Genomic DNA, 26168 nt, shown 5'->3' on the forward strand with positions numbered 1-26168 from the left:
TCCGCTGGGCGCGTCATCCGGATGGACGATCAGGCGAGGCGGGCAGGCGAGAGCATGGCGCTGCTCAGGCCGAAGTCATGCAAATGCTCGGGCAACGGCTCGCCGCGTACCAACGCCGCGCTGGCCTGGCCCATCGCTGGCGAAGTCTGGATGCCGTAGCCACCTTGCGCGGCGACCCAGAACAGGCCCGGCACCTGCGGATCGAAACCGCTGAGCAGATCACCGTCGGCAACGAAACTGCGCAGGCCGGCCCAGGTGCGGGTCGGGCGGCGGATGGTCAGCGTGGTGGCTTCTTCAATCTGGTAAATGCCCATGGCGATGTCGAGTTCTTCCGGCTGCACGTCGTGAGGCTCGACCGGGTCGGCGTTGGCTGGCGAGCCGAGGAACATGCCGGCGTCGGGCTTCATATAGAAGGATTCGTCGAGGCTGACCAGCATCGGCCAGTGATGAATGTCGACGCCTTCGGGGCCGGCGAAGATGAATGCTGCGCGGCGTTTCGGTTGCAGGCCCAGCGGCTTGGCGCCGGCCAACGCGCCGATCTTGTCGGCCCAGGCGCCGGCGGCGTTGATGATCACCGGCGCACTGAAAGTCTGGCCGTTGGTTTGCACCTGCCAGAGGCCGTTGGCATCGCGGTTGAGGCTGAGCACTTCGCAATCGGTATGGACTTCACCGTTATTGCGACGAATGCCGCGCAGGTAGCCCTGATGCAAGGCGTCGGTGTCGATGTCGCTGGCGCTCGGATCGTAGATCGCACCATGGACTTTTTCCCGACGCAAAATCGGCAGTCGCGCGCAAGCTTCGTCGGCGCTGAGCAGTTGCATCTCAGGAACTGTGGCTTTGGCGCTGAGGTATTGGTTGCTGAGTTCGGCGGCGTCGCCGGTGAAATCTACGGTCATTTCGCCGCGTGGGGTCAGCAGCGGGTGTTCGCAGAAACCGGCGGGGGGATGATCGAAAAAATCGCGGCTCGCTTGGGTCAGTGCACGCACTTGCGGTGTGCCGTACGCAGCAGTGAACAGCGCGGCGGAGCGGCCGGTGGAGTGATAGGCCGGGTGCGATTCACGCTCGAGCACGATGACTTTGGCGTGCGGCGACAGCCAGAAACCGGTGGAAGCGCCGGCAATCCCGCCGCCTATGATGATGAAATCTGCCTGGCTCATGAAGGTCTCCTGATGCTCGAAATATGAAAATACACGCAATCCCTGTGGGAGCGAGCTTGCTCGCGAAAGCGATCTATCAGTTAACACATTCGGTGAATGTCAGACCGCATTCGCGAGCAAGCTCGCTCCCACAAGGATTGCATCAGGCTTAATTCTGGTGATGGAGTAGATAAACCGCATTGGCCAGGGCGATGTCTTCCAGGCCCAGGCCGATTGAGCGGAAAAACACGTGACGGGCGTAACCCGGGCGCTGCACTTTTTCGCTGAGCAGATCGGCGAGGTCACCGACAATGGAATCCTTGCTCCAGCCATATTGTTCACTGGCAATCAACATCTCACCCGCCGAGCCCGGCGTGGTCAGACGATAGTCGCAGAACACCTGCATGTCGTTAAGACTCTGCGGCGGGACTTCGTGGGCGCGGGGGGCATTGGTGCTGATCGAGGTGATCAGCGCCGGTTTGCTCAACGCGGCCGGATCGATCACCGGCCCGGCTGACGAGGTGCAGAGCATGATCACATCAGCTTCGGCAATGGCGGCTTCGCGGCTGTCAGCGATCTTCAGATTGGGCGTAATGGCTTTCAACAGTGATTGAGTTTGCGCGTCGGCGGACAAACTTGGCGAATACAGGCTGATGCTCTGCCAGTCACGCAGCGACTTCACGTAATGCAGATGCGCCTGCGCAACCTTGCCGCTGCCGATGATTGCCAGTCGCGTGGCATTCAACGGTGCGAGGGCGTCGACCGCTACGGCCGTGGTTGCGGCAGTACGCGCGGTGGTCAGTTCAGCGGCATCACAGAGCAGCAGCGGTTGACCGGTTTTCATCGACATCAACAGCGTCCACGCCGTCACCAGCGGGCCTTGCTCACGAACGATGTAGGGCGAGGTCTTCACACCGTACACGCCGTCTTCAGCCAATACGCCCAAGTAGTTGATGAAGTCGCCGGCACCCTGCGGGAACTCCACCAGTTGCTGCGCCGGCTGCACGGCGTTCCCGGCGGCGAGGTCGCGAAACAGCTTGCGCAATATCTGCGGTACATCGATGCGCGCCAGCAGCTCGCGGGCCTGATGCTGGTCGATCACGTAGGGCGTACTGGACATGTCAGGCTCCGAAAATGCAAACATAAACTTATTTGTCCATTATGGACTTTTAGTTTTGCCGGGCAAGCACCTGATGAAAATCCGCGCGAAAAAAAAGCGCAGTCCGTTGCCGGCTGCGCTTTTCTTTTAGACGTCGCTTATTGCGGACGCTTGCGCTCAACCGCACGCAGCAAGTGCGTCGGCGGCGTTTCACAGCTGATCTTGCGACCGAGCTTCTCTTCGATGGACGGCAACTGATAGGAGTCGTCTTCACCGGCGAAGCTGATCGATACGCCATCGGCGCCAGCGCGACCGGTACGGCCGATGCGGTGCACGTAGTCGTCCGGGACTTCCGGCAGGGTGAAGTTGATCACGTGGCTGATGCCGTCGATGTGGATACCACGACCGGCGACATCGGTGGCGACCAGTACACGAATCTTGCCTTCGCGGAAACCTTCCAGCGTCTTGATGCGCTTGTGTTGCGGCACATCACCAGACAATTGCGCAGCGTTGATGCCGTCACGCACCAAACGCTCTTCGATACGACGCACTTCGTCTTTGCGGTTGGCAAACACGATCACGCGTTCCCAGCCGTTATCGTTGACCAAGTTGTAGAGCAGTTTGTATTTGTCGGCACCGGCGACCGCATAGATGTGCTGCTCGACGTTTTCGTTGGCCACGTTCTGCGACTCGATCTCGACGATCGACGGGTCGGTGGTCCACTGCTTGGCGAGGTTCATCACGTCTTCGGTGAAGGTCGCGGAAAACAGCAGGGTCTGACGCTCGGACTTCGGTGGGGTCTGGCGGATGATCTGGCGCACTTGCGGGATGAAACCCATGTCGAGCATGCGGTCGGCTTCGTCCAGCACCATCACTTCGACCATGTCCAGGTGCACATCGCCGCGCTGGTTGAAGTCGAGCAGGCGGCCCGGGGTCGCCACAAGAATGTCGCAGTGGCGCGCTTCGAGGTGCTTGAGCTGCTTGTCGAAGTCCATACCGCCAACAAACGTCATGACGTTGAGGCCGGTGTACTTGGTCAGGTCAGCGGCGTCCTTGGCGATCTGCACCACCAGTTCACGGGTCGGCGCGATGATCAGCGCACGGGGTTCGCCCATGTAACGTTCTTTCGGCGGCGGCGTTTGCAGCAATTGAGTGATGATCGAGATCAGGAACGCGGCGGTTTTACCGGTACCGGTCTGTGCGCGGCCAATGGCGTCTTTGCCGGCGAGGGTGAAGCCCAGCACCTGCGCCTGGATCGGCGTGCAATACGGGAAGCCCAGATCCTGAATGGCGTGCATCAGTTCTGGCGACAGCTTGAAATCGTGGAAGCGGGTTTTGCCTTCCTGTGGCTCGACGACGAAGTCTTCGAGTTTCCATGGAATGACCGGTGCCTTGGGCTTCGGTTCGCGGCGAGGTTTGGCCGGTTTCGGCGCTTCGCTCTGCGCAGGCTCAGCGGCGATTGGCTCGGCCGGTGCGGGTTTCGGTTGCTGTTTCGGTGCCGCTACGGGAGCGGGGCGGTCGGCCTGTGGGGCATCGGTGCGATGACCGGGGGCGTGCGACGGCGCACTGGGAACTGGCGCGAGCTGCTCAGCCTCGCTTTTACCGAACATCTTCTTGAGTGCTTTGAGCACGGTCATCTCATCAATTGGTTAAGGAATGTACGCCGGCCAGTGTAATGCAAGAAACGGGCGCGGCGTAGGGGGAGGGATCAAAGGGCGATTTTAATCTCGACGCTTAGCGCAAACGCTCACTCAACCAGACATCGATGTCGCGAATCTCCTCGGGTAACACTTCGTGCTCCATTGGGTATTCCTGCCATGTCACGGTGACACCATGCTTCACCAAATGCTCGTAGGCACTGCGGCCCATCGAGTTCTGCACGACGCCATCGAACTGACCGTGCAGGCATAGCGCGGGAATCCGCTGCTGACTGGCTGAAAGCTCCATCTCATCAGTGAAGGTCGGCGCATACGTCGACAACGCCAGCACACCACCCAGCGGCCCCTGCCATTTCACAAATGCGCTGTGCAACACCACGGCGCCACCCTGGGAAAAACCGGCGAGGAAAATCCGCGAGGCGTCTATTCCGCTGGCGCGCTCGTTTTCGATCAATTCGATGATGCGATCCGACGATGCTTCCAGCTCATCACGATCGATCGCCCGCGCCGGGCTCATGGCTTTAATGTCGTACCAGCTCGGCATGGCATATCCGCCATTTATCGTCACTGGACGAGTCGGCGCCTGCGGCAGCACGAAGCGCGTGCTCAACAGGCTTTCCTGCAACGCTTCAGCCACCGGCAGGAAATCGTAGCGGTCGGCGCCGAGGCCGTGCAGCCAGATCACGCAGGCGTCTGCGGGCTTAACAGGCTGAAGAATCAAGGGCTCGGTCATGTCTGCTCCAAAAATGTGCGGGCGCTCTCATTAAGTGCGTGATTGGAGTGCGCGCCCGGTTGATCCGTTAAGAAGATGTCGCAAGGGTACAAGTTTTGCTATTGACCTGTCGCCGAATCGATTCGGCGAGCGGTGTGGTACGGGCTTTGCTATGGCTTGAACCGTGCAACCGATCTCGCGTGGGCGGTAACACTATCAGTGTACGACCTGCGACGGGATTGCAAAGAATCCGGTGATGGATGTTCGCCAATGGCCGCTACGGGCGCAGCGAACGTGAAAGGGCTACAGCCCGTTCGGCCGATTGGTGAGAAGTGAGTTGTCCATGATGTGGATTTTCTCCTACTAGACTCATAGCGAAGGTCTTACGTCGGTTGACCCCAAAAAAAGCCAACACGGGTCAACAACGCCTCAAAAGGGTGCGACTGGACTCAAGCTCCGACACAACAAGAGCAAAACTGGAGGTTTGAATGAAGATGTTGAAATCCACTCTGGCGATCGTGACTGCAGCAACAGTTCTCGGCGTCAGCGGGTTCGCTCAGGCGGGTGCAACCCTGGATGCGGTGCAGAAGAAAGGTTTCGTGCAGTGTGGCGTAAGCGACGGTCTGCCGGGCTTCTCGGTTCCGGACGCTACCGGCAAGATCCTCGGGATCGACGCTGACGTCTGCCGCGCTGTGGCCGCTGCCGTATTCGGCGACGCGACCAAGGTCAAGTTCAGTCAGTTGAACGCCAAGGAGCGCTTCACCGCGCTGCAATCGGGCGAGATCGACATCCTGTCGCGCAACACCACCATGACCAGTTCGCGTGACGCGGGCATGGGCCTGAAATTCCCGGGCTTCATTACCTACTACGACGGCATCGGCTTCCTGGTAAACAACAAGCTGGGCGTGAAGAGTGCCAAAGAGCTCGACGGTGCAACCATCTGCATCCAGGCCGGTACCACCACCGAGCTGAACGTTTCCGACTACTTCCGTGGCAACGGTCTGAAGTACACCCCGATCACTTTCGACACCTCCGATGAAAGCGCCAAGTCGCTGGAATCCGGTCGTTGCGACGTGCTGACCTCCGACAAGTCCCAGTTGTTCGCCCAGCGCAGCAAGCTGGCCTCGCCGAAGGACTACGTGGTTCTGCCGGAAACCATTTCCAAAGAGCCTCTGGGCCCAGTCGTACGTAATGGCGACGACGAGTGGCTGGCCATCGTGCGTTGGGTTGGCTACGCGCTGCTCAACACCGAAGAAGCCGGCATCACTTCGAAGAACGTCGAAGCTGAAGCCAAGTCGACCAAGAACCCGGACGTCGCCCGTATGCTCGGCGCTGACGGCGAGTACGGCAAAGACCTGAAACTGCCGAAAGACTGGGTTGTGCAGATCGTCAAACAAGTCGGCAACTACGGCGAAATCTTCGAGAAAAACCTCGGCAAGAGCACTCCGCTGGAAATCGACCGCGGCTTGAACGCCCTGTGGAATAACGGCGGCATTCAGTACGCACCACCAGTGCGCTAATGGTTCTATCACCCGGCGGGCCAACCGCCGGGTGATGTTCTTGTTCCATTTTTTGCGGGGCACTTCATGCAAAATTCAATCGGCGCACCTAAGCAGAGGTTTAGCCTCAGCGATCCACGAGTGCGTGCGTGGCTATTCCAGATCATCACCGTTGTGGCGGTGGTCTCGCTGGGCTGGTACTTGTTCGACAACACGCAAACCAACCTTCAGCACCGGGGCATTACCTCCGGTTTCGGCTTTCTGGAGCGCAGTGCCGGGTTCGGCATCGCTCAACACCTGATCGACTACACAGAAGCGGACAGCTATGCCCGCGTCTTTGTCATCGGTCTGCTCAATACCCTGTTGGTGACCGTGATCGGCGTGATTCTGGCGACGATCCTCGGTTTCATCATCGGTGTGGCGCGGCTGTCGCAGAACTGGATCATCAGCAAACTGGCGACTGTATATGTGGAGGTGTTCCGCAACATTCCGCCGCTGCTGCAAATCCTATTCTGGTACTTCGCGGTATTCCTGACCATGCCGGGACCGCGCAACAGCCATAACTTCGGCGACACCTTTTTCGTCAGCAGCCGTGGCCTGAACATGCCGGCCGCACTGGCTGCCGACGGTTTCTGGGCGTTCGTGATCAGCGTCGTGGTGGCCATTGTCGGCATCGTGCTGATGTGCCGCTGGGCCAACAAGCGCTTCGAAGCAACCGGCGTTCCTTTCCACAAGTTCTGGGTGGGCCTGGCGATTCTGCTGGTGATCCCGGCGTTGTGCGCACTGATCTTCGGCGCTCCGCTGCACTGGGAAATGCCCAAGCTGCAGGGCTTTAACTTTGTTGGCGGCTGGGTGCTGATCCCGGAACTGCTTGCCTTGACCCTGGCGTTGACCGTGTACACCGCGGCGTTCATCGCCGAGATCGTGCGCTCGGGTATCAAGTCGGTTAGCCACGGCCAGACTGAAGCGGCGCGTTCGCTCGGCCTGCGCAACGGCCCGACCCTGCGCAAGGTGATCATTCCGCAAGCCCTGCGCGTGATCATTCCGCCGCTGACCAGCCAATACCTCAACCTGGCGAAAAACTCTTCGCTGGCGGCCGGTATCGGTTACCCGGAAATGGTGTCGCTGTTTGCCGGCACCGTGCTCAACCAGACCGGTCAGGCGATCGAAGTGATTGCCATCACCATGAGCGTGTACCTGGCGATCAGTATCAGCATTTCCCTGCTGATGAACTGGTACAACAAGCGCATTGCGCTGATCGAGCGGTAAGGAAAAGCGCATGAGTACTCATACTTTCAAACCCGACATGCCCCCACCGAACAGTAGCATCGGCGTGGTGGCGTGGATGCGCGCGAACATGTTCTCCAGCTGGCTCAATACCCTGCTGACGCTGTTTGCGTTCTACCTGATCTACCTCGTGGTGCCACCGATCCTCAGTTGGGCAATCATTGATGCCAACTGGGTCGGCACCACCCGCGCCGATTGCACCAAGGACGGCGCCTGCTGGGTGTTCATTCAGCAGCGTTTCGGCCAGTTCATGTACGGCTACTACCCGACGGAGTTGCGCTGGCGCGTGGACCTGACTGTGTGGCTGGCGGTGATCGGCGCGGCGCCTTTGTTCATCTCCCGCGTACCGCATAAAGCGATCTACGGGCTGAGCTTTCTGGTGCTGTACCCGATCATTGCCTTCACCCTGCTGCACGGCGGTTTCGGCCTGACCAATGTGGCGACCAGCCAATGGGGCGGCCTGATGCTGACCCTGGTGATTGCCACCGTCGGTATCGCCGGTGCGTTGCCACTGGGGATTGTGCTGGCGCTGGGCCGTCGTTCGAACATGCCGGCGATTCGTGTGGTCTGCGTGACCTTCATCGAATTCTGGCGCGGCGTGCCGTTGATCACGGTGCTGTTCATGTCCTCGGTGATGCTGCCGCTGTTCCTGCCCGAAGGCATGAACTTCGACAAGCTGCTGCGGGCGCTGATCGGCGTGATCCTGTTCCAGTCGGCCTATGTGGCTGAAGTGGTGCGCGGCGGTCTGCAAGCGATCCCCAAAGGTCAGTACGAAGCGGCTGCAGCGATGGGTCTCGGTTACTGGCGTTCGATGGGCCTGGTGATCCTGCCGCAAGCCCTGAAGCTGGTGATCCCCGGCATCGTCAACACCTTCATTGCGCTGTTCAAGGACACCAGTCTGGTGATCATCATCGGCCTGTTTGACCTGCTCAACAGCGTCAAGCAAGCCGCTGCCGATCCGAAATGGCTGGGCATGGCCACCGAAGGCTACGTGTTCGCCGCCCTGGTGTTCTGGATTTTCTGTTTTGGTATGTCGCGCTATTCCATGCATCTGGAACGCAAGCTCGACACTGGCCACAAGCGTTAGGAGTTCTGTAAATGAGTGAAGCAATCAAAAAGCCTGTGGGTCCTGAAGGCATTATTCAGATGCAGGGCGTCAACAAGTGGTACGGCCAGTTCCACGTGCTGAAAGACATCAACCTCAACGTCAAACAGGGCGAGCGTATCGTCCTGTGCGGGCCGTCGGGTTCCGGTAAGTCGACGACGATTCGTTGCCTCAATCGTCTGGAAGAACACCAGCAGGGCCGCATCGTCGTCGACGGCGTGGAACTGACCAACGACCTCAAGCAGATCGAAGCGATCCGCCGCGAAGTCGGCATGGTGTTCCAGCACTTCAACCTGTTCCCGCACCTGACCATTTTGCAGAACTGCACCCTGGCGCCGATGTGGGTACGCAAGATGCCCAAGCGCAAGGCCGAGGAAATCGCCATGCATTACCTGGAGCGCGTACGCATTCCGGAGCAGGCGCACAAATTCCCGGGGCAACTGTCCGGTGGTCAACAGCAGCGTGTGGCGATTGCTCGCGCGCTGTGCATGAAACCGAAAATCATGCTGTTCGATGAACCGACTTCAGCGCTCGATCCGGAGATGGTGAAGGAAGTACTCGACACCATGATCGGTCTGGCTGAAGACGGCATGACCATGCTCTGCGTGACCCACGAAATGGGCTTTGCCCGCACCGTTGCGAACCGCGTGATCTTCATGGACAAGGGTGAAATCGTTGAGCAAGCGGCGCCGAATGACTTCTTCGATAATCCGCAGAATGAGCGGACGAAGTTGTTCTTGAGTCAGATTTTGCATTGATGGTTTGTGTGTGAATCAAACCCGGCCTTGTGCCGGGTTTGTTTTTTTGGGTCAGGAAACGGTGAGGGTTTCGTGTTCCTTGTGCACGGTGTGCGTGAAACCTCGCAGGTCTGCGCCTTCAGCCAAGGTCTGGATATCGACGAGCATATAGGGATGACGATCCAATAGACGCATCAGCAGCACCAATGCTTTGGGTGGAAGTAACTCGCCGCGTTCGTAGCGAGAGAATGCGTTATGCCCGCCACCAGAGAGCAGTTGCACCGTCTCTTTTTGCGTCAGGTGCAATTTGCGCCGAATACGTTTCATCTCGGCGCCGATCATTTGTCTGCCAGCGAGAACCAACTCGTCACCGGCGTCACAGTAACGCTGTGCACTGTCGGTGTCGAAATCCCATTCCACTTCACCGCACTTCTGGCACTCCCAACCAGACAGATCGTCTACACGGCGCTCCATGCCTTTGACACTCAGGGTTTCTCCTCGACCCTGGAAATGCCTCATTCCCTCACGTGCACCGCAGCTGACACATTGCTGGGTTTTCATGGGTTTTTCTCCTTGAAGGAGATTACCGGTGGGCTGCCGCCGGGGCGGTAGGTCACCTTGATGTAAATCTCCTGGTCTCGTGAATTGATGTGATACACGTCTTGCCAGATTCGATGATCGTCATAAGTAGTCATCGATTTGTACAGCATCCTGGTTTTTAGCTCGAAAATGATCTCCAGCATTTCGCTAAGGTTGAAGCCGAGCTTCTCAGCTGATTTGACCGAAGCTTTGGTGAAAGCTTTTTGACCTAACCGCCGCACCTCAGCCTTGATCACCGCCAGCTCGTAATGGGGTGTGTTCTTTTCCATAAGAAACCAAAACCCTGTCCCTGAAATTACCCTTAAAGGGTAATTTTGACCAATCGAAAATGCCGCTCCATGTGTCTCCGATTGACCCTAGGTGGTTGCCGTCCTACACGGGTCTGACTAACATGTCAGAAAATTCATCCTATGATTGGATGAAAGGGCGAATCCTATGTCAGACATTTCTCCACTCATCAAACGATCCTTGGTCGATCAGGCCTTGGATCAACTCCGTCAGCGCATCAACAGCGGTGCCTGGCAGGTCGGCGAGCGATTGCCGACCGAACCCGAGCTGTGCGCCGAACTGGGCATCAGCCGCAACACCGTGCGCGAGGCCATGCGCGTGCTGGCGTTTTCCGGATTGATCGAGATTCGCCAGGGCGACGGCAGTTATCTGCGCGCAGTGGTCGATCCGATGGATACCCTGAAAGCGCTATCGCAATGCTCGCTGGAACAGGCGCGGGAAACCCGCCACATCCTCGAAGTCGAAGCCATCGGCCTGGCGGCGTTACGTCGCACGGAAGAAGACCTTGTCGCATTGCGCGAGGCGCTCGGCACCAGCGGCAGTCACTACCACGGCGATCTCGATACCTACATTGCTTGCGATCTGGTGTTTCACCGCCGGCTGGTCGATGCTGCGCGCAACCCGACCCTCAGCGAGTTGTATCGCTATTTCTCCAGCATCGTCGGCGCGCAATTGCGCCAGACCCTGAACATCGTCCCGCGCCGTCAGGAAGTGTTCGACCTGCACATCGAGTTGCTCGATGCGGTCGAACAACGCGACCCGGAACGGGCCAAAGCTTTGTCGAGGCAGTTGATCAATGAACCTTGAAACCGAGAAATCCATGTCCCGCAACGAGATATCCACAACCCCCAAACGCACGGCAGAGTTCGAAGAACTGCTGATCGACGCCGAGGCCGATGACGAACAAGTGCAACAAAGCCATCCGCTGGTGCGCCGGCCGTGGCTATTGCTGCTGGGTCTGATTCTGGTGGCGCTGAACCTGCGCCCGGCGCTGTCGAGCATGGCGCCGCTGCTCAGCGATGTGTCGAAAAGCCTCGGGTTGTCGGCGGCTCAGGCCGGTCTGCTGACCACGCTGCCGGTGCTGTGCCTCGGCTTGTTTGCACCGCTGGCGCCGATTCTGGCCCGGCGTTTCGGTGCTGAACGAGTGGTGTTGGGGATTCTGCTGACACTGGCCGGTGGGATCATTTTGCGCAGTAACTTCGGTGAGATCGGATTGTTCGCCGGCAGCGTATTGGGCGGCGCGAGCATCGGCATCGTCGGCGTGCTTTTGCCGGGCATCGTCAAACGCGATTTCGCCAAACATGCCGGCACCATGACTGGCGTCTACACCATGGCCCTGTGTCTGGGCGCGGCGATGGCGGCGGGTTCCAGCGTGCCGTTAAGCGAGCATTTTGGTGGCAGCTGGACGATCGGCCTGGGCTTCTGGGTCATCCCAGCGTTGGTTGCAGCGGTGTTCTGGCTGCCGCAAGTCGGGCAGAAACATGGCGCGCACAACGTCGCCTATCGCGTACGCGGACTGCTGCGTGATCCGCTGGCCTGGCAAGTGACCTTGTACATGGGCCTGCAATCTTCGCTGGCCTACATCGTGTTCGGCTGGTTGCCATCGATTCTGATCGGTCGTGGATTGACGCCGACGCAGGCCGGTCTGGTGTTGTCGGGTTCGGTGATCATTCAGCTTGCAAGCTCGTTGGCCGCGCCTTGGCTGGCGACCCGTGGCAAGGATCAGCGTCTGGCGATTGTGGTAGTGATGGCGCTGACCCTCGGCGGTTTGTTCGGTTGCCTGTATGCACCGATTGAAGGCCTGTGGGGCTGGGCGATTCTGCTGGGTCTGGGGCAGGGCGGTACGTTCAGTCTGGCGCTGACGTTGATTGTGCTGCGTTCGCGGGACTCCCATGTTGCGGCGAACCTGTCGAGCATGTCTCAGGGCTTCGGTTACACGCTGGCGTCGATGGGACCGTTCGCCGTCGGCGTGGTGCATGACTGGACCGGCGGCTGGAATGCCGTGGGCTGGATCTTCGGCATCATTGGCACCGGTGCGATCATTGCCGGCCTCGGCGCCGGGCGTGCGCTGTACGTGCAAGTGCAAAGCGAAAAAATCTGAATGCACTGATTTTAAATGTGGGAGCGAGCCTGCTCGCGAAGGCGATTTTACATTCAATATCTGTGTCGACTGACACGCCGCTTTCGCGAGCAGGCTCGCTCCCACATGGGTTTTGCGTGCTGCAGGTATTCGGTTTGCGAATGCCGATAGTGTTTCTGCGCATTGCGGATTATCGTGCTGGCACTCTGTACCTATTTTGGAGATTGCCCATGAGCGAAGCCCACGCCGCGTTGATCAGCCGCTTCTACCAGGCCTTCCAGCGCCTGGATGCCGAAGCCATGGCCGCGTGCTACACCGACGATGTAGTGTTCAGCGATCCGGCCTTCGGTGAACTGCGCGGGCGCGATGCCGGCGACATGTGGCGCATGCTCACCATTCGGGCCAAGGATTTCTCGCTGACTTTCGACAACGTCCGCGCCGATGAGCGCAGCGGTGGCGCACATTGGGTCGCGACCTACCTGTTCAGCCAGACCGGCAACATCGTCATCAACGATATCCAGGCCCGTTTCGTCTTCCGTGACGGCAAGATCTGCGAACACCACGATCACTTCGATCTGTGGCGCTGGTCGCGTCAGGCCCTGGGTTTCAAAGGCCTGCTACTGGGCTGGACACCGCTGGTACGCAACGCCGTGCGTGCCCAAGCGTTGAAGGGACTGAAGGCATTTCAGGCCGGTCGCTGATAAGATCGCGGCCTGTTTCCTACACGCCTTGATCCCGAAGTGACCAGCCTTAGCGAAAAATCTGTCGAAGTTGCCGAACCAGTGAGCAAGTCCTGGTTCGTCTACCTCGTGCGCGCCGCCAATGGCTCGTTGTACTGCGGAATCAGCGACGACCCGGTGCGCCGCTTCGCCAAGCATCAAAGCGGCAAAGGCGCGCGGTTCTTCCTCTCCAGCCCGGCGATGGCGCTGGTCTATACCGAGCTATGCCGAGACAAGAGCGATGCGCTGCGCCAGGAACGTTTGATCAAAAAGCTCAGGAAAAGCGCCAAGGAATGCCTGGTCGCGTCTTATCAATCTGACTGATTGGTTCCCATCAGGCAGATCTGTAGGCTGCTAAGCAAATGCACGCTAAGCTGCTGACTCACTATCTGAGCGGCGGAGCCGAGCATGTCCGAGTTGATTCTCCACCATTACCCGACCTCCCCATTTGCCGAGAAGGCCCGCCTGTTGCTGGGCTTCAAAGGCTTGTCGTGGCGCTCGGTGCATATCTCGCCGGTGATGCCGAAACCGGATCTGACGGCGCTGACCGGTGGCTACCGCAAGACCCCGGTGCTGCAGATTGGTGCTGACATCTATTGCGACACTTCGTTAATCGCGCGGCGCCTGGAGCAGGAAAAGGCGTTGCCAGCGTTCTTCCCCGAAGGTCAGGAATTTACCGCTGCCAGTTTTGCCACATGGGCTGATTCGGTGGTGTTTCAACATGCGGTGAGTCTGGTGTTTCAGCCGGAATCGGTGGCGGTGCGTTTCGCCAAGCTGCCGCCGGAAGCGATCAAAGCTTTTATTGCTGACCGCGCTGGTCTGTTCAGTGGTGGCAGCGCCACGCGTTTGTCTGCCGAACAAGCCAAGCATCAATGGCCGACGATCATGGCCCGTCTGGAGCAGCAGTTACAGCGCGAGCAGGGCGACTTCCTGTTCGGCGAACCGTCGATTGCCGACTTCGCCCTCGCGCATCCCATGTGGTTTCTGAAAGCAACTCATGTCACGGCACCGCTGGTGGATGAGTATCCGGCGGTTGCAGCCTGGTTGGGCCGAGTGTTGGGCTTTGGCCATGGCGCGGCGAGTGCGATGACTTCGGAAGAGGCGCTTGAGGTTGCACGCAATGCGACGCCGGCGGCATTGCCGGATGAGCCGTTCGTAGATCCGAACGGCTTCAAGGTTGGGCAGCAGGTGGCGATCGCCGCGACGGATTACGGGGTTGATCCGGTGGTGGGTGAGTTGCTGTTTGCCGGTAGCGAAGAGCTGATCATTCGTCGCGAAGACGAGCGTGGCGGTGTGGTGCATGTGCACTTCCCGCGATTTGGATTCCGCATCGAAGCCCGCTAAAGATCCATTGTGGGAGCGAGCCTGCTCGCGAAAGCGCTGTGTCAGACAACAACAGTGTTGAATGATCAGGCGTCTTCGCGAGCAGGCTCGCTCCCACATCGGTTACTTCAGAGCGGCGAGGATTTCGTCCGGGTCGAATCCGCGAATCAAAGTGCCGTTGACATCGATCAACGGTATCCCGCGTCCGCCCAAGGCCTCATACGCCTTGCGCGCCTCGGCATCCTTCTCGATATCGAATTCCTTGAAGGGAATCCCCTTGCTGTCGAGAAAGCGTTTGGTCTGCTTGCAGTAGCCACACCAGTCGGTGGCGTAGAGCACGACATTAGCCTGCGCGCGCGTCTGCTCGGCAACCATCTGCGAGGGGTTGAACAGCCGCTCGATCTTGCCCCAGTTCTGATAGACCACGACCACCAGCAGAACCAGCGCAACCTTCTTCAGCACATTGCCGAGCATCAGTTACGCCGCTTCAGCTGATCAGTGAGCGAGGTTGGCAGGCCTTTGATCACCAGGGTGCCAGCCTCTTCGTCATACTCGATCTTCGAACCCAGCAGATGCGCTTCGAAGCTGATCGACAGGCCTTCGGCGCGGCCGGTGAAGCGGCGGAATTGATTCAGGGTGCGTTTGTCCGCCGGAATCTCCGGGGACAGGCCGTAATCCTTGTTGCGGATGTGATCGTAAAAGGCTTTCGGGCGTTCTTCGTCGATCAGCTCGGAGAGTTCTTCCAGGCCCATCGGTTCGCCAAGTTTGGCCTGGCTGCTGGCGTAATCGACCAGGGTCTTGGTCTTCTCGCGAGCGGATTCTTCCGGCAGGTCCTCGCTCTCGACGAAGTCGCTGAACGCCTTGAGCAGGGTGCGCGTCTCGCCCGGGCCGTCGACACCTTCCTGGCAGCCGATGAAGTCGCGGAAGTATTCCGACACCTTCTTGCCGTTCTTGCCCTTGATGAACGAGATGTACTGCTTGGACTGCTTGTTGTTCTGCCACTCGGAAACGTTGATTCGCGCCGCGAGATGCAATTGGCCGAGGTCGAGGTGGCGCGACGGGGTCACGTCCAGCTCGTCGGTCACCGCCACGCCTTCGCTGTGGTGCAGCAGGGCGATAGCCAGGTAATCGGTCATGCCTTGCTGATAGTGGGCGAACAGCACGTGGCCGCCGACTGACAGGTTCGACTCTTCCATGAGCTTCTGCAGGTGCTCGACCGCGACTTTGCTGAACGCGGTGAAGTCCTTGCCGCCTTCCATGTATTCCTTCAGCCAGCCGCTGAACGGGAACGCACCGGATTCCGGGTGGAACAGGCCCCAGGCTTTGCCCTGTTTGGCGTTATAGCTCTCGTTGAGGTCGGCGAGCATGTTCTCGATGGCTGCAGACTCGGCCAGTTCCGTGTCACGGGCGTGCAGAACTGCGGGCGTGCCGTCGGGTTTTTTGTCGATCAGGTGGACGATGCAATGACGGATCGGCATGGGCTTCTCGGCTGTTGGAAGGGAGGAGGGCAGGCTCCCCCGAAAAAGCGCCCAGTGTACCGCAACCACTGGTTTTGGCGCGGGTTGTAGGGCAAAACCGGGGCGCGCACTGGCGCTTATGCAGTTTTTTACCGATTTAGCGCAATAAAGCTGACCAAATGGGTAGCTAGAGGCGGATATTTCCCCGGCTCTGTGCTAGTTTTGCCCGGTCTTACGCGAAGTCACTGCGTTAAGCGTGCAATCAGCATTTGTCAGGTCGAACCAAACCCTGATTTCGGTATCTATAACCCGACTCGTCGTGGTTATCGCCGAGGGTGCCAGATCCAGAAGATCGGGCTCGATGGCTGACACTGCACTCTGCAATCCATATGAATTTGATAGGGAAGGAACACTACATGGCTCTTACTAAAGACCAACTGATCGCCGACATCGCTGAAGCTATCGACGCGCCGAAAACCACCGCGCGTAACGCTCTGGACCAACTGGGCCAAATCGTTGCCGATCAGCTGGAAAACGGCGGCGAAATCACCTTGCCAGGTATCGGCAAGCTGAAAGTGACCGAGCGTCCTGCCCGCACTGGCCGTAACCCTTCGACTGGCGCTGCCATCGAAATCCCTGCAAAGAAAGTGATCAAGCTGGTTGTGGCCAAAGGCCTGACCGACGCTGTGAACAAGTAAGACGCAGCGATAAAAAAACCGTGCTCCGGAGCAATCCGGGCACGGTTTTTTTGTGTCTGCGATTTGATGGCTGAATCGCAGGGCCAATGTGGGAGCGAGCCTGCTCGCGAATGCAGTGGTTCAGTCTCCTTCAATATCGACTGATATACCGCCTTCGCGAGCAGGCTCGCTCCCACAGGGGATCTTCGGTTTCTTAGCGGACCCAGCGCTCGCGGCGCCAGATCTGCTGTTCGGACTTGGTCTGGAAAGTCCAGGCGACGAAACGGCTTTGCTTCTGACCTTGGGACATCTCCACCACTTGGCTTTCCAGCACGCCGGCCTTTTTCAGCGCGGTTTCGATGGCCGGCAGGTTCGACGCTTTCGACACCAAGGTGCTGAACCACAGCACTTTGTGCTGGAAGTTCGCGCTCTCGGCAATCAGTTGCGTCACGAAACGCGCTTCACCGCCTTCACACCACAGCTCAGCCGATTGCCCGCCGAAGTTCAGCACCGGCAGTTTGCGTTTCGGGTCGGCCTTGCCCAGCGCACGCCATTTGCGCTCGCTGCCCTTGGTCGCTTCGTCCATCGAAGCGTGGAACGGCGGGTTGCACATGGTCAGGTCAAAGCGCTCACCCGGCTCCAGCAAGCCGATCAGGATGTGCTTGCGGTTTTCCTGCTGACGCAGCTGGATGACTTTGTTCAGGTCGTTGGACTGAACGATGGCGCGAGCAGCGGCCACGGCGGTCGGGTCGATCTCCGAGCCGAGGAAGTGCCAGCGGTATTCGCTGTTACCGATCAGCGGATACACGCAGTTGGCGCCCATGCCGATGTCCAGCACGTTGACGATCGCGCCGCGTGGCACCTTGCCGTCGTTCATGCTCGCGAGCAGGTCGGCTAGAAAGTGCACGTAATCGGCACGGCCCGGCACAGGCGGGCAGAGGTAGTCTGCCGGGATGTCCCAGTGTTGAATGCCATAAAACGACTTGAGCAGCGCCCGGTTGAACACGCGCACCGCATCGGGACTGGCGAAGTCGATGCTTTCCTTGCCGTACGGATTGGTGATCACGAACTTCGCCAGTTCCGGCGTGGTTTTGATCAGCGCCGGGAAGTCGTAACGACCCTGATGGCGATTGCGCGGGTGCAGGCTGGCCTTTTCACGCGGCTCGACGGTCTTGGCCGGGGTCGCGGAGTCAGGCTTCTTGCGCGCAGGTTTGGGTGTGCGGGGGGCGTTCATGGGCGTGGTCGATTCGGGTATGGCTGAAAGTGGCGGGTATTGTCCCACATCCAGCCGCTGCGAACTCAATATCAGCAACACCACCGATCTCTGTGGGAGCGAGCTTGCTCGCGAAAACGTCCTCTCAGTCAACATCACTTTCGCCTGACACGGCCTCTTCGCGAGCAAGCTCGCTCCCACAGGGATTGGCAGTGGATGAAGGAAAGCAGGCAATAAAAAAGGCGCGTCACCCTATCGGGTGGCGCGCCTTTTTAATGCGATTTGCCGTTACAGGCTGGCAATCCGCGCGTGCTGCTCGGCCAGTTTGCCCAGGGCTTGTTCAGCCTCGGCCAGTTTGGCGCGTTCCTTCTCGATGACTTCAGCCGGGGCCTTGTCGACGAAACCGGCGTTGGACAGTTTGCCGCCAACGCGCTGGACTTCGCCCTGCAGACGCAGGATTTCCTTGTCCAGACGCGCCAGTTCGGCGCCCTTGTCGATCAAACCGGCCATCGGCACCAGTACTTCCATCTCGCCAACCAGCGCGGTGGCGGACAGCGGTGCTTCTTCGCCAGCCTGCAGAACGGTGATCGATTCCAGACGCGCCAGCTTCTTCAGCAGCGCTTCGTTCTCGGTCAGACGGCGCTGGTCTTCAGCGCTGACGTTCTTCAGGTAGATCGGCAGTGGCTTGCCCGGGCCGATGTTCATTTCGCCACGGATGTTACGCGTGCCGAGCATCAGTTCCTTGAGCCATTCGATGTCGTTTTCGGCAGCTGGATCAATGCGCTCTTCGTTGGCCACTGGCCAAGCTTGCAGCATGATCGTCTTGCCCTGAATGCCGGCCAGCGGCGCGATGCGCTGCCAGATTTCTTCAGTGATGAACGGCATGAACGGATGCGCCAGACGCAGTGCCACTTCCAGTACGCGAACCAGCGTACGGCGAGTGCCGCGCTGACGTTCAACCGGTGCGTTCTCGTCCCACAGCACAGGCTTGGACAGTTCCAGGTACCAGTCGCAGTACTGGTTCCAGATGAACTCGTACAGCGCTTGCGCGGCGAGGTCGAAACGGAACTGATCCAACTGACGGGTCACTTCGGCTTCGGTGCGTTGCAACTGCGAGATGATCCAGCGGTCCGCCAGCGACAGCTCGTAGGCTTCGCCGTTCTGGCCGCAATCTTCGCCCTTGTCCAGAACGTAACGCGCGGCGTTCCAGATCTTGTTGCAGAAGTTGCGATAGCCTTCAACGCGGCCCATGTCGAACTTGATGTCGCGACCGGTCGAGGCCAGCGAGCAGAAGGTGAAGCGCAGAGCGTCGGTGCCGTAGCTGGCGATGCCGTCGGCGAACTCGTCGCGGGTCTGCTTCTCGATTTTCTTCGCCAGTTTCGGCTGCATCAGGCCGGAGGTGCGTTTCTGCACCAGTTCTTCCAGCTCGATACCGTCGATGATGTCCAGCGGGTCAAGGACGTTACCCTTGGACTTGGACATCTTCTGGCCCTGGCCATCGCGCACCAGACCGTGCACATAAACGGTCTTGAACGGCACCTGCGGCGTGCCGTCCTCGTTCTTGATCAGGTGCATGGTCAGCATGATCATCCGGGCAACCCAGAAGAAAATGATGTCGAAGCCCGTCACCAGTACGTCGGTGGAGTGGAATTTCTTCAGGAACTCGGTCTGCTCGGGCCAGCCCAGAGTGGAGAACGTCCACAAGCCGGAACTGAACCAGGTGTCGAGTACGTCATTGTCCTGTTGCAGTGCCACGTCCGGGCCGAGGTTGTGCTTGGCACGCACTTCGGCTTCGTCGCGACCAACGTAGACCTTGCCCGACTCGTCGTACCAGGCCGGAATCCGGTGGCCCCACCACAGCTGACGGCTGATGCACCAGTCCTGGATGTCGCGCATCCACGAGAAGTACATGTTTTCGTACTGCTTGGGCACGAACTGGATGCGACCGTCTTCAACGGCAGCAATCGCAGGCTCGGCGAGCGGTTTGGTCGACACGTACCACTGGTCGGTCAGCCACGGCTCGATGATGGTGCCGGAGCGGTCGCCTTTCGGCACTTTCAAGCCGTGGTCGTCGACGCTGACCAGCAGGCCGGCGGCATCGAATGCGGCAACGATCTGCTTGCGTGCTTCGAAACGCTCAAGGCCGGCGTACTCGGCCGGGATCTGCCCGTCGATGCTGTCGTTCAGCGTGCCGTCGAGGTTGAACACCTGGGCTGCCGGCAGCACATTGGCGTTCTTGTCGAAGATGTTCATCAGCGGCAGGTTGTGGCGCTTGCCGACTTCGTAGTCGTTGAAATCGTGGGCCGGGGTGATTTTCACGCAGCCGGTGCCGAATTCAGGATCGCAGTAATCGTCGGCGATGATCGGGATGCGGCGGCCAATCAGTGGCAGCTCGACAAACTTGCCGATCAGGGCCTGGTAGCGCTCGTCGTTCGGGTTCACCGCAACGGCGGAGTCGCCGAGCATGGTTTCCGGACGCGTGGTCGCGACGATCAGGAAATCGTTGCCATCAGCGGTTTTCGCGCCGTCGGCCAGCGGGTACTTCAGGTTCCACAGGAAACCCTTCTCGTCGTGGTTTTCCACTTCGAGGTCGGAAATCGCCGTGTGCAGCTTGGTGTCCCAGTTGACCAGACGCTTGCCGCGGTAGATCAGGCCGTCTTCGTGCAGGCGCACGAAGGCTTCTTTAACGGCTTCCGAGAGGCCGTCGTCCATGGTGAAGCGCTCGCGGCTCCAGTCCACGGACGAGCCGAGGCGGCGGATCTGACGGCTGATGTTGCCGCCGGACTGATCCTTCCACTCCCAGACTTTCTCGAGGAATTTTTCGCGGCCCAGGTCGTGGCGATTCTGACCGGTGGCTTCCAGTTGACGCTCCACCAGCATCTGCGTGGCGATACCGGCGTGGTCGGTGCCCGGCTGCCACAGGGTGTTGCGACCCTGCATGCGGCGGAAACGGATCAGGGCGTCCATGATCGCGTTGTTGAAACCGTGACCCATGTGCAGGCTGCCGGTGACGTTCGGCGGCGGGATCATGATGGTGTAGGAGTCGCCCGCGCCTTGCGGGGCGAAGTAGTTCTCGGACTCCCAGGTGTTGTACCAGGAAGTTTCAATGGCGTGCGGCTGGTAGGTCTTATCCATGCGCGGCGGGACCCTATTGGCATTAATTCAGGAAAAGCCGACGAGTATAGCGGGGCATGGGGCCGAGGGCGAGCGGGGCGGGCCGGATGGAGATCTAAATGTAGGCGCTGCCGAAGGCTGCGATCTTTTGATCTTGTCTTTAAAAAACAAAGGTCAAAAGATCGCAGCCTTCGGCAGCTCTTACAGGAGCGTTTACTCGTATTGGCTTAGGAGCCGTTCCATCCGCGCATCGAGCCGGCGTTTGATTTCGGTTTCGATGTGCGGGGCGAAGTCGTCGATCACATCTTGCATGATCAATTGCGCGGCGGCGCGAAGTTCGCTGTCGAGGTGGAGCAGGGCGTCCGGGCCTTTATCCACCGCCGCCGGTTGCGCGGCAGGTGTCGGGGCTGGCGCGGGAGGCGGTTCGACGGCAGCCGGCTCGTTGCCGACCGAATCGAACAGCATCGGAATCTGTTCCTGTTCACCGTCATCGACCGTATCGGTCAGCAGTGGCGGTTGCAGGTTATCGTCGCCGAGCAACTGGCGGATCGATTCAAGATCATCCAACAGGTGTGCGGACTTTTGCTGCGGTTTCGGAGTGTCCATTGGAATGCTCAGAGTCGCTGTAAACGGTGATCTTGCAGAGGATAGCCCTGTTCGCGGTAGAAACGGAAACTCTCCCGCGCGGCCGCTCGAATCGTCGGATCTTCCACCACCACTTCCGCCACCCGGGCGAATTTGCTGGCGAAGGCCGGGACTTTCAGGTCGAGATTGACCAGCAAATCCTGATGCTGACCGCAGTCGTCACCCAACCCCAGCACAATCAAACCGTCCGGTTCGCTGTCAGCCGGGCCGTGAGGCACGAACGTTTCGCCCTTGAATGCCCACAGGCGCGCATCGAGGTCGTCACGCTGGGCGGCATCGCTGCAATGCAGGTAGATGCGGTGACCCATGCGCCAGGCTTTCTCGGTGAGTTTGCAGGCAAAATCCAGGCGAGCCGAAGGATCGGCGCTGGGCAGGATATAGAAGTCGACTTTGGTCATTGCGGTTCCAGAGCAGCAAGCGGCGTCACCCGAAAGTGACGTCGCCCGTCAGCGGGTTCAGGCTTTGGCGCGATCCAGCAGGTACTGGGTCAGCAACGGAACCGGACGGCCGGTTGCGCCCTTGTCCTTGCCGCCGCTGGTCCACGCGGTGCCCGCGATGTCCAGGTGCGCCCAGTTGAGGTTTTTGGTGAAGCGCGACAGGAAGCAGGCGGCAGTGATGGTGCCGGCTTTCGGCCCGCCAATGTTGGCGATGTCGGCGAACGGGCTGTCCAGTTGCTCCTGGTATTCGTCGAACAGCGGCAGTTGCCAGGCGCGGTCGTCAGCGGCTTTACCGGCGCTGAGCAGTTGGTCGATCAGTTCGTCGTTGTTGCCCAGCAGGCCCGAGGTGTGCGCGCCCAGAGCAACGACGCAAGCGCCGGTCAGGGTGGCGATGTCGATCACCGCTTGCGGCTTGAAACGCTCGGAGTAGGTCAGCGCATCGCACAGCACCAGACGGCCTTCGGCGTCGGTGTTGAGAATTTCTACGGTCTGGCCGCTCATGGTGGTGACGATGTCGCCCGGACGGGTCGCATTGCCGCTCGGCATGTTTTCCGCGCAAGCGAGGATGCACACCAGGTTGATTGGCAGTTTCAGCTCAAGCACGGCACGCAGGGTACCGAACACGGAGGCGGCGCCGCCCATGTCGTATTTCATTTCGTCCATGCCGGCGCCCGGTTTCAGGCTGATGCCGCCGGTGTCGAAGGTGATGCCTTTACCGACGAGGGCGTACGGCTTCTCGGATTTCTTGCCACCGTTGTATTGCATGACGATCAGGCGCGGCGGTTGCTCGCTGCCTTGGCCGACGGCGTAGAACGAGCCCATGCCCAGGGATTTGATCTTCTTCTCGTCGAGGACTTCGACTTTCAGATCCTTGAACTCTTTGCCGAGGTTCTTCGCTTGTTCGCCGAGGAAGGTCGGGTGGCAGATGTTCGGCGGCAGGTTGCCCAAATCGCGGGTGAACGCCATGCCGTTAGCAATCGCGGTCGCGTGGTTCACGGCGCGCTGCACTTCGGCTTGCGCGGCCTTGATGGTCAGCAGGGTGATTTTCTTCAGGGCGCGCGGTTCGGCTTTCTGGCTCTTGAACTGGTCGAAGGTGTATTCGCCGTCCACCAGGGTTTCCGCCAGCAGACGGGTTTTGCCGTAGCTGTCACGGTTTTTGACAATTACTTCATCCAGCGCCAGCACGGCGTCGCTACCACCCAGACCTTTCAGCGTGTTGAGGATGCCGGCAACGATTTTGCGGAACGGACGGTCACCCAGTTCTTCATCCTTGCCCACGCCGACCAGCAGCACGCGCTCGGCTTTGAGGTTCGGCAGGCTGTGCAGCAACAGACTCTGACCGACCTTGCCAGCCAGATCGCCACGCTTGAGTACGGCGCTGATGGCGCCACCGCTCAGTTCATCAACCTGTTTGGCTGCGACACCGAGTTTGCGGCCTTCGCCGACGGCAACCACCAGGGTGGCGGTTTTCAACGTTTCTGGGCTAACGCTTTTTACAACCAGTTCCATGTCCGGATCCCTGAATGAATGGTCAACATGCAGGCGTTCGACGGTGTCCGCAGTCGCCTGCTTATAGATAGAAGAGGCGCAGGCCAAAGCCTGCGACAAGGGCCGCAGTTTGAACCTCGCTCACTGCGCCTGACAACCCTAGGGGGCGTTCTCAATTAGTTTTCACACCGCGTTGTCGCCTTAAAGCCAGCCAGGCAAGGCGCAGGCCGCTGGGAATGGTTGTTCCCTTTCCAAGGCCTGCAACGCAGACTGGCCGGCTTTAAGGCACAACCCGAAGGGCCGGGCCTGCTGTTGTGCAGGGCTGCGTTGCTCGAAGCTTATTTGGAATGACCAAACCACGCTTCTCGCGCCTTGCCCTGCACAACAGCAGACCCGGCGCGGTGTGAAAACTAATTGAGAACGCCCCCTAGGTTGTACGATCTGCAAAGGATTACAGACATGGATGAGTGTGCGCAGTGACAGGCGCCTCCAATCACAGGATAATGCCGCATCTTTTTTCGACGGCTCTGCGTTGCGGGCCGGTCGATGTGTTTGCTTGTTTGGCCGCCTTAGCCTGACAACCCTGGAGTGTCTGGTTTGATCGTCTTCCGTTATCTGTCCCGCGAAGTCCTGCTGACCCTCAGCGCCGTGAGTGCCGTGCTGCTGGTCATCATCATGAGCGGTCGCTTCATCAAATATCTGGCTCAGGCCGCTGCCGGCCAGCTCGATCCGGGTTCGTTATTCCTGATCATGGGCTATCGCCTGCCGGGTTTCCTGCAGCTGATTCTGCCGCTGGGCCTGTTCCTCGGGATCCTGCTGGCCTACGGTCGCCTGTATCTGGAAAGCGAGATGACCGTGCTCTCGGCCACGGGCATGAGCCAGCAGAAGCTGTTTCGCATGACCCTGTTCCCGGCGACGCTGGTGGCACTGGTCGTGGCATGGCTGAGCCTGGGCCTGGCCCCGCAAGGTGCCAATCAGTTCCAGTTGCTGCTGAACAAACAGGACGCCCTGACTGAGTTCGATACCCTCGAGCCGGGTCGCTTTCAGGCTCTGCGTGACGGCACTCGAGTGACTTACACCGAAACGTTGAGCGACGATCGCGTCAATCTGGGCAGCGTGTTCATTTCGCAGAAAAACCTCGGGGCCGATCAAAAGGATCGCGGGATTTCCGTACTGGTGGCCGAAAGCGGTCGCCAGGAAGTGCGCCCCGACGGCAACCGCTATCTGATCCTCGATAACGGCTACCGCTATGACGGCAGCCCGGGTCAGGCCGATTACCGTGCCATTCATTACGAAACCTACGGTGTGCTGCTACCCAAGCCGGACGTCAGCGAAGAAGTCACAGACCGTGATGCCATGCCGACCTCGTCTCTGCTGGGCAGCGATGACATCCGCTCCAAAACCGAACTGCAATGGCGTTTGTCCCTGCCGCTGCTGGTGTTTATCGTGACCCTGATGGCGGTGCCGCTGTCTCGAGTCAATCCGCGCCAAGGGCGTTTCCTCAAGCTGCTGCCGGCGATTCTTCTTTATATGGCTTACCTGACCATCCTGATTGCCGCGCGCGGCGCCCTTGAAAAAGGCAAGATTCCGCCGGCCCTCGGCCTGTGGTGGGTGCACGCGATCTTCCTGTTCATCGGTCTCGGCCTGCTCTACTGGGAGCCGCTGCGTCTGAAGATGGCCAGCCGTCGCTCCGCTGCGCTGGAGGTGGCCCGTGGTTAAACTCGATCGCTACATCGGCAGCAGCGTGTTCATGGCGATCATCGCCGTGCTGGTAATCATTCTCGGTCTGGCAACGCTGTTCGCGTTCATCGATGAAATGGGAGATGTCAGCGACACCTACACCCTCGTTGATGTCCTCAGCTTCGTATTGCTCACCGCGCCGCGCCGTCTCTACGAAATGTTGCCAATGGCGGCATTGATCGGTTGCCTGATCGGCCTTGGCAGTCTGGCCAGCAGCAGTGAGCTGACCGTCATGCGCGCCGCTGGCGTGTCCATCGGCCGTATCGTCTGGGCGGTGATGAAGCCAATGCTGGTGCTGATGCTGGCTGGCGTGCTGATCGGCGAATACGTTGCTCCGGCGACCGAGAGCATGGCGCAGGCCAATCGCTCGCTGGCGCAGGGCAGCGGCGACGCGCAAAGTGCCAAGCACGGTATGTGGCACCGTCAGGGTGAAGAGTTCATCCACATCAACGCCGTGCAACCGAACGGCTTGCTGTATGGCGTGACCCGCTATCACTTCGACAAGGAACGCCACCTGCTGAGTTCAAGCTTCGCCAAGAAGGCCGAGTTCGACGGCAATAAGTGGCAGCTAACCGACGTTGCCACCACGCTGTTCCATGAACGCAGCACGGAAGTCGTCAATACCCCGAGCGAGCAATGGGACGTGGCGTTGAGCCCGCAATTGCTCAGCACCGTGGTCATGGCGCCGGAATCGCTGTCGATCAGCGGCCTGTGGGGCTACATCCACTATCTGTCCGAGCAGGGTTTGAGTAACGGCCGCTACTGGCTGGCATTTTGGGTCAAGGTGTTGCAGCCGCTGGTGACCGCCGCGCTGGTACTGATGGCGATCTCGTTCATCTTCGGCCCGTTGCGTTCGGTAACCCTCGGTCAGCGGGTATTCACCGGCGTGCTGGTGGGTTTCACCTTCCGTATCGTCCAGGATTTGCTTGGCCCGTCGAGCCTGGTGTTCGGTTTCTCGCCGCTGTTCGCGGTGCTGGTACCGGCCGGCGTTTGTGCACTGGCGGGTGTCTGGCTGCTGCGAAGAGCCGGTTGATCGGCACTTTTTTGTCAGTGTTTCAGCTTTGAGAACGCCTCGGTCGACAGATCGGGGCGTTTTTGCATGCAATCCGGGTGACAGGTGAACGTGACGCTTGCGCCGTGTATCAGGTACAATT

25 protein-coding genes are annotated in these 26168 nt (G+C 59.5%); 12 read left to right on the plus strand and 13 right to left on the minus strand.

Annotated features, from left to right (window positions below):
- Positions 1 to 29 precede the first annotated feature (29 nt).
- The 4 genes from L8H52_RS01500 to L8H52_RS01515 all read right to left on the minus strand — a co-directional run bounded on the left by L8H52_RS01500 (position 30) and on the right by L8H52_RS01515 (position 4626).
- Positions 30 to 1157, minus strand: a complete 1128-nt coding sequence (locus L8H52_RS01500) for an FAD-binding oxidoreductase (RefSeq protein ID WP_242205107.1) — start codon at positions 1155 to 1157, stop codon at positions 30 to 32.
- A 148-nt stretch (positions 1158 to 1305) separates the two neighbouring features.
- A complete protein-coding gene (locus L8H52_RS01505) occupies positions 1306 to 2256 on the minus strand; it encodes an ornithine cyclodeaminase family protein (RefSeq protein ID WP_242205105.1) in 951 nt (316 codons plus the stop codon).
- 137 nt (positions 2257 to 2393) lie between these two features.
- Complete coding sequence (gene rhlB, locus L8H52_RS01510; RefSeq protein ID WP_242205103.1) at positions 2394 to 3872, minus strand: ATP-dependent RNA helicase RhlB; 1479 nt, start codon at positions 3870 to 3872, stop codon at positions 2394 to 2396.
- A gap of 97 nt (positions 3873 to 3969) precedes the next feature.
- Positions 3970 to 4626 carry an alpha/beta fold hydrolase gene (locus tag L8H52_RS01515; protein WP_242205101.1) on the minus strand — a complete coding sequence of 219 codons (657 nt, stop codon included), beginning with the start codon at positions 4624 to 4626 and terminating at the stop codon, positions 3970 to 3972.
- A gap of 467 nt (positions 4627 to 5093) precedes the next feature.
- Between L8H52_RS01515 and L8H52_RS01520 the strand changes: the two genes are divergently transcribed.
- The 4 genes from L8H52_RS01520 (at position 5094) to L8H52_RS01535 (ending at position 9254) form a co-directional block, all read left to right on the plus strand.
- Positions 5094 to 6125, plus strand: coding sequence for an amino acid ABC transporter substrate-binding protein (locus L8H52_RS01520; protein ID WP_007914328.1), 1032 nt, complete (start codon positions 5094 to 5096; stop codon positions 6123 to 6125).
- 66 nt (positions 6126 to 6191) lie between these two features.
- Positions 6192 to 7373, plus strand: a complete 1182-nt coding sequence (locus L8H52_RS01525; protein ID WP_242205099.1) for an amino acid ABC transporter permease — start codon at positions 6192 to 6194, stop codon at positions 7371 to 7373.
- Positions 7374 to 7383: 10 nt separating this feature from the next.
- A complete protein-coding gene (locus tag L8H52_RS01530; protein WP_242205097.1) occupies positions 7384 to 8478 on the plus strand; it encodes an amino acid ABC transporter permease in 1095 nt (364 codons plus the stop codon).
- A gap of 11 nt (positions 8479 to 8489) precedes the next feature.
- The gene (locus tag L8H52_RS01535) at positions 8490 to 9254 is read left to right on the plus strand and encodes an amino acid ABC transporter ATP-binding protein (RefSeq protein ID WP_008080191.1); all 765 of its coding nucleotides are present in this window, start codon (positions 8490 to 8492) and stop codon (positions 9252 to 9254) included.
- Positions 9255 to 9305: 51 nt separating this feature from the next.
- Here L8H52_RS01535 and L8H52_RS01540 read toward each other — a convergent pair whose 3' ends face one another.
- Both L8H52_RS01540 and L8H52_RS01545 read right to left on the minus strand, forming a co-directional pair.
- Positions 9306 to 9794 carry a type II toxin-antitoxin system MqsA family antitoxin gene (locus L8H52_RS01540; protein ID WP_242205095.1) on the minus strand — a complete coding sequence of 163 codons (489 nt, stop codon included), beginning with the start codon at positions 9792 to 9794 and terminating at the stop codon, positions 9306 to 9308.
- Positions 9791 to 10102 carry a type II toxin-antitoxin system MqsR family toxin gene (locus L8H52_RS01545; protein ID WP_242205093.1) on the minus strand — a complete coding sequence of 104 codons (312 nt, stop codon included), beginning with the start codon at positions 10100 to 10102 and terminating at the stop codon, positions 9791 to 9793. Before L8H52_RS01545 ends, L8H52_RS01540 begins: the two co-directional genes overlap by 4 nt.
- 166 nt (positions 10103 to 10268) lie before the next feature.
- On the opposite strand from L8H52_RS01545, the gene L8H52_RS01550 reads away from it, so the two are divergent.
- From L8H52_RS01550 to L8H52_RS01570, 5 genes are all read left to right on the plus strand, one after another.
- The gene (locus tag L8H52_RS01550; RefSeq protein WP_242205091.1) at positions 10269 to 10928 is read left to right on the plus strand and encodes a FadR/GntR family transcriptional regulator; all 660 of its coding nucleotides are present in this window, start codon (positions 10269 to 10271) and stop codon (positions 10926 to 10928) included.
- Complete coding sequence (locus L8H52_RS01555; RefSeq protein WP_242205088.1) at positions 10918 to 12222, plus strand: CynX/NimT family MFS transporter; 1305 nt, start codon at positions 10918 to 10920, stop codon at positions 12220 to 12222. Before L8H52_RS01550 ends, L8H52_RS01555 begins: the two co-directional genes overlap by 11 nt.
- A 209-nt stretch (positions 12223 to 12431) precedes the next feature.
- The gene (locus L8H52_RS01560; protein WP_242205086.1) at positions 12432 to 12902 is read left to right on the plus strand and encodes a nuclear transport factor 2 family protein; all 471 of its coding nucleotides are present in this window, start codon (positions 12432 to 12434) and stop codon (positions 12900 to 12902) included.
- A 39-nt stretch (positions 12903 to 12941) separates the two neighbouring features.
- Positions 12942 to 13244: a GIY-YIG nuclease family protein gene (locus L8H52_RS01565; RefSeq protein WP_122609568.1), complete on the plus strand. Its 303-nt coding sequence runs from the start codon at positions 12942 to 12944 to the stop codon at positions 13242 to 13244.
- Between the two features lie 84 nt (positions 13245 to 13328).
- A complete protein-coding gene (locus tag L8H52_RS01570; RefSeq protein WP_242205084.1) occupies positions 13329 to 14264 on the plus strand; it encodes a glutathione S-transferase family protein in 936 nt (311 codons plus the stop codon).
- Positions 14265 to 14366: 102 nt separating this feature from the next.
- Here L8H52_RS01570 and L8H52_RS01575 read toward each other — a convergent pair whose 3' ends face one another.
- Positions 14367 to 14717 (minus strand): glutaredoxin family protein, encoded by a 351-nt coding sequence (locus L8H52_RS01575; protein WP_242205082.1) that lies wholly within the window; start codon positions 14715 to 14717, stop codon positions 14367 to 14369.
- Positions 14717 to 15721 (minus strand): nucleoid-associated protein YejK, encoded by a 1005-nt coding sequence (yejK, locus tag L8H52_RS01580; protein ID WP_007909053.1) that lies wholly within the window; start codon positions 15719 to 15721, stop codon positions 14717 to 14719. Before yejK ends, L8H52_RS01575 begins: the two co-directional genes overlap by 1 nt.
- 395 nt (positions 15722 to 16116) lie before the next feature.
- Between yejK and L8H52_RS01585 the strand changes: the two genes are divergently transcribed.
- The gene (locus L8H52_RS01585; protein WP_003221909.1) at positions 16117 to 16398 is read left to right on the plus strand and encodes an HU family DNA-binding protein; all 282 of its coding nucleotides are present in this window, start codon (positions 16117 to 16119) and stop codon (positions 16396 to 16398) included.
- A gap of 193 nt (positions 16399 to 16591) precedes the next feature.
- On the opposite strand, the gene rlmF is transcribed toward L8H52_RS01585, so the two are convergent.
- From rlmF to L8H52_RS01610, 5 genes are all read right to left on the minus strand, one after another.
- The gene (rlmF, locus tag L8H52_RS01590; protein WP_095119373.1) at positions 16592 to 17611 is read right to left on the minus strand and encodes a 23S rRNA (adenine(1618)-N(6))-methyltransferase RlmF; all 1020 of its coding nucleotides are present in this window, start codon (positions 17609 to 17611) and stop codon (positions 16592 to 16594) included.
- Between the two features lie 267 nt (positions 17612 to 17878).
- Positions 17879 to 20725, minus strand: coding sequence for a valine--tRNA ligase (locus L8H52_RS01595; protein WP_242205080.1), 2847 nt, complete (start codon positions 20723 to 20725; stop codon positions 17879 to 17881).
- Positions 20726 to 20917: 192 nt separating this feature from the next.
- Positions 20918 to 21310, minus strand: a complete 393-nt coding sequence (locus tag L8H52_RS01600; RefSeq protein ID WP_242205078.1) for a DNA polymerase III subunit chi — start codon at positions 21308 to 21310, stop codon at positions 20918 to 20920.
- Positions 21311 to 21318: 8 nt separating this feature from the next.
- On the minus strand, positions 21319 to 21747 hold the full coding sequence (locus L8H52_RS01605; RefSeq protein ID WP_007909049.1) for a DNA polymerase III subunit chi: 429 nt from the start codon (positions 21745 to 21747) through the stop codon (positions 21319 to 21321).
- A gap of 57 nt (positions 21748 to 21804) precedes the next feature.
- On the minus strand, positions 21805 to 23295 hold the full coding sequence (locus L8H52_RS01610; protein ID WP_077571238.1) for a leucyl aminopeptidase: 1491 nt from the start codon (positions 23293 to 23295) through the stop codon (positions 21805 to 21807).
- Between the two features lie 576 nt (positions 23296 to 23871).
- Here L8H52_RS01610 and lptF point away from each other — a divergent pair.
- Positions 23872 to 24993 (plus strand): LPS export ABC transporter permease LptF, encoded by a 1122-nt coding sequence (lptF, locus tag L8H52_RS01615; protein ID WP_150650173.1) that lies wholly within the window; start codon positions 23872 to 23874, stop codon positions 24991 to 24993.
- Positions 24986 to 26047 carry an LPS export ABC transporter permease LptG gene (lptG, locus tag L8H52_RS01620; RefSeq protein ID WP_242205076.1) on the plus strand — a complete coding sequence of 354 codons (1062 nt, stop codon included), beginning with the start codon at positions 24986 to 24988 and terminating at the stop codon, positions 26045 to 26047. Before lptF ends, lptG begins: the two co-directional genes overlap by 8 nt.
- Positions 26048 to 26168 lie beyond the last annotated feature (121 nt).

The sequence above is a fragment of the Pseudomonas sp. CROZ-RG-20F-R04-15 genome (assembly GCF_022662375.1).
Classification (GTDB): domain Bacteria; phylum Pseudomonadota; class Gammaproteobacteria; order Pseudomonadales; family Pseudomonadaceae; genus Aquipseudomonas.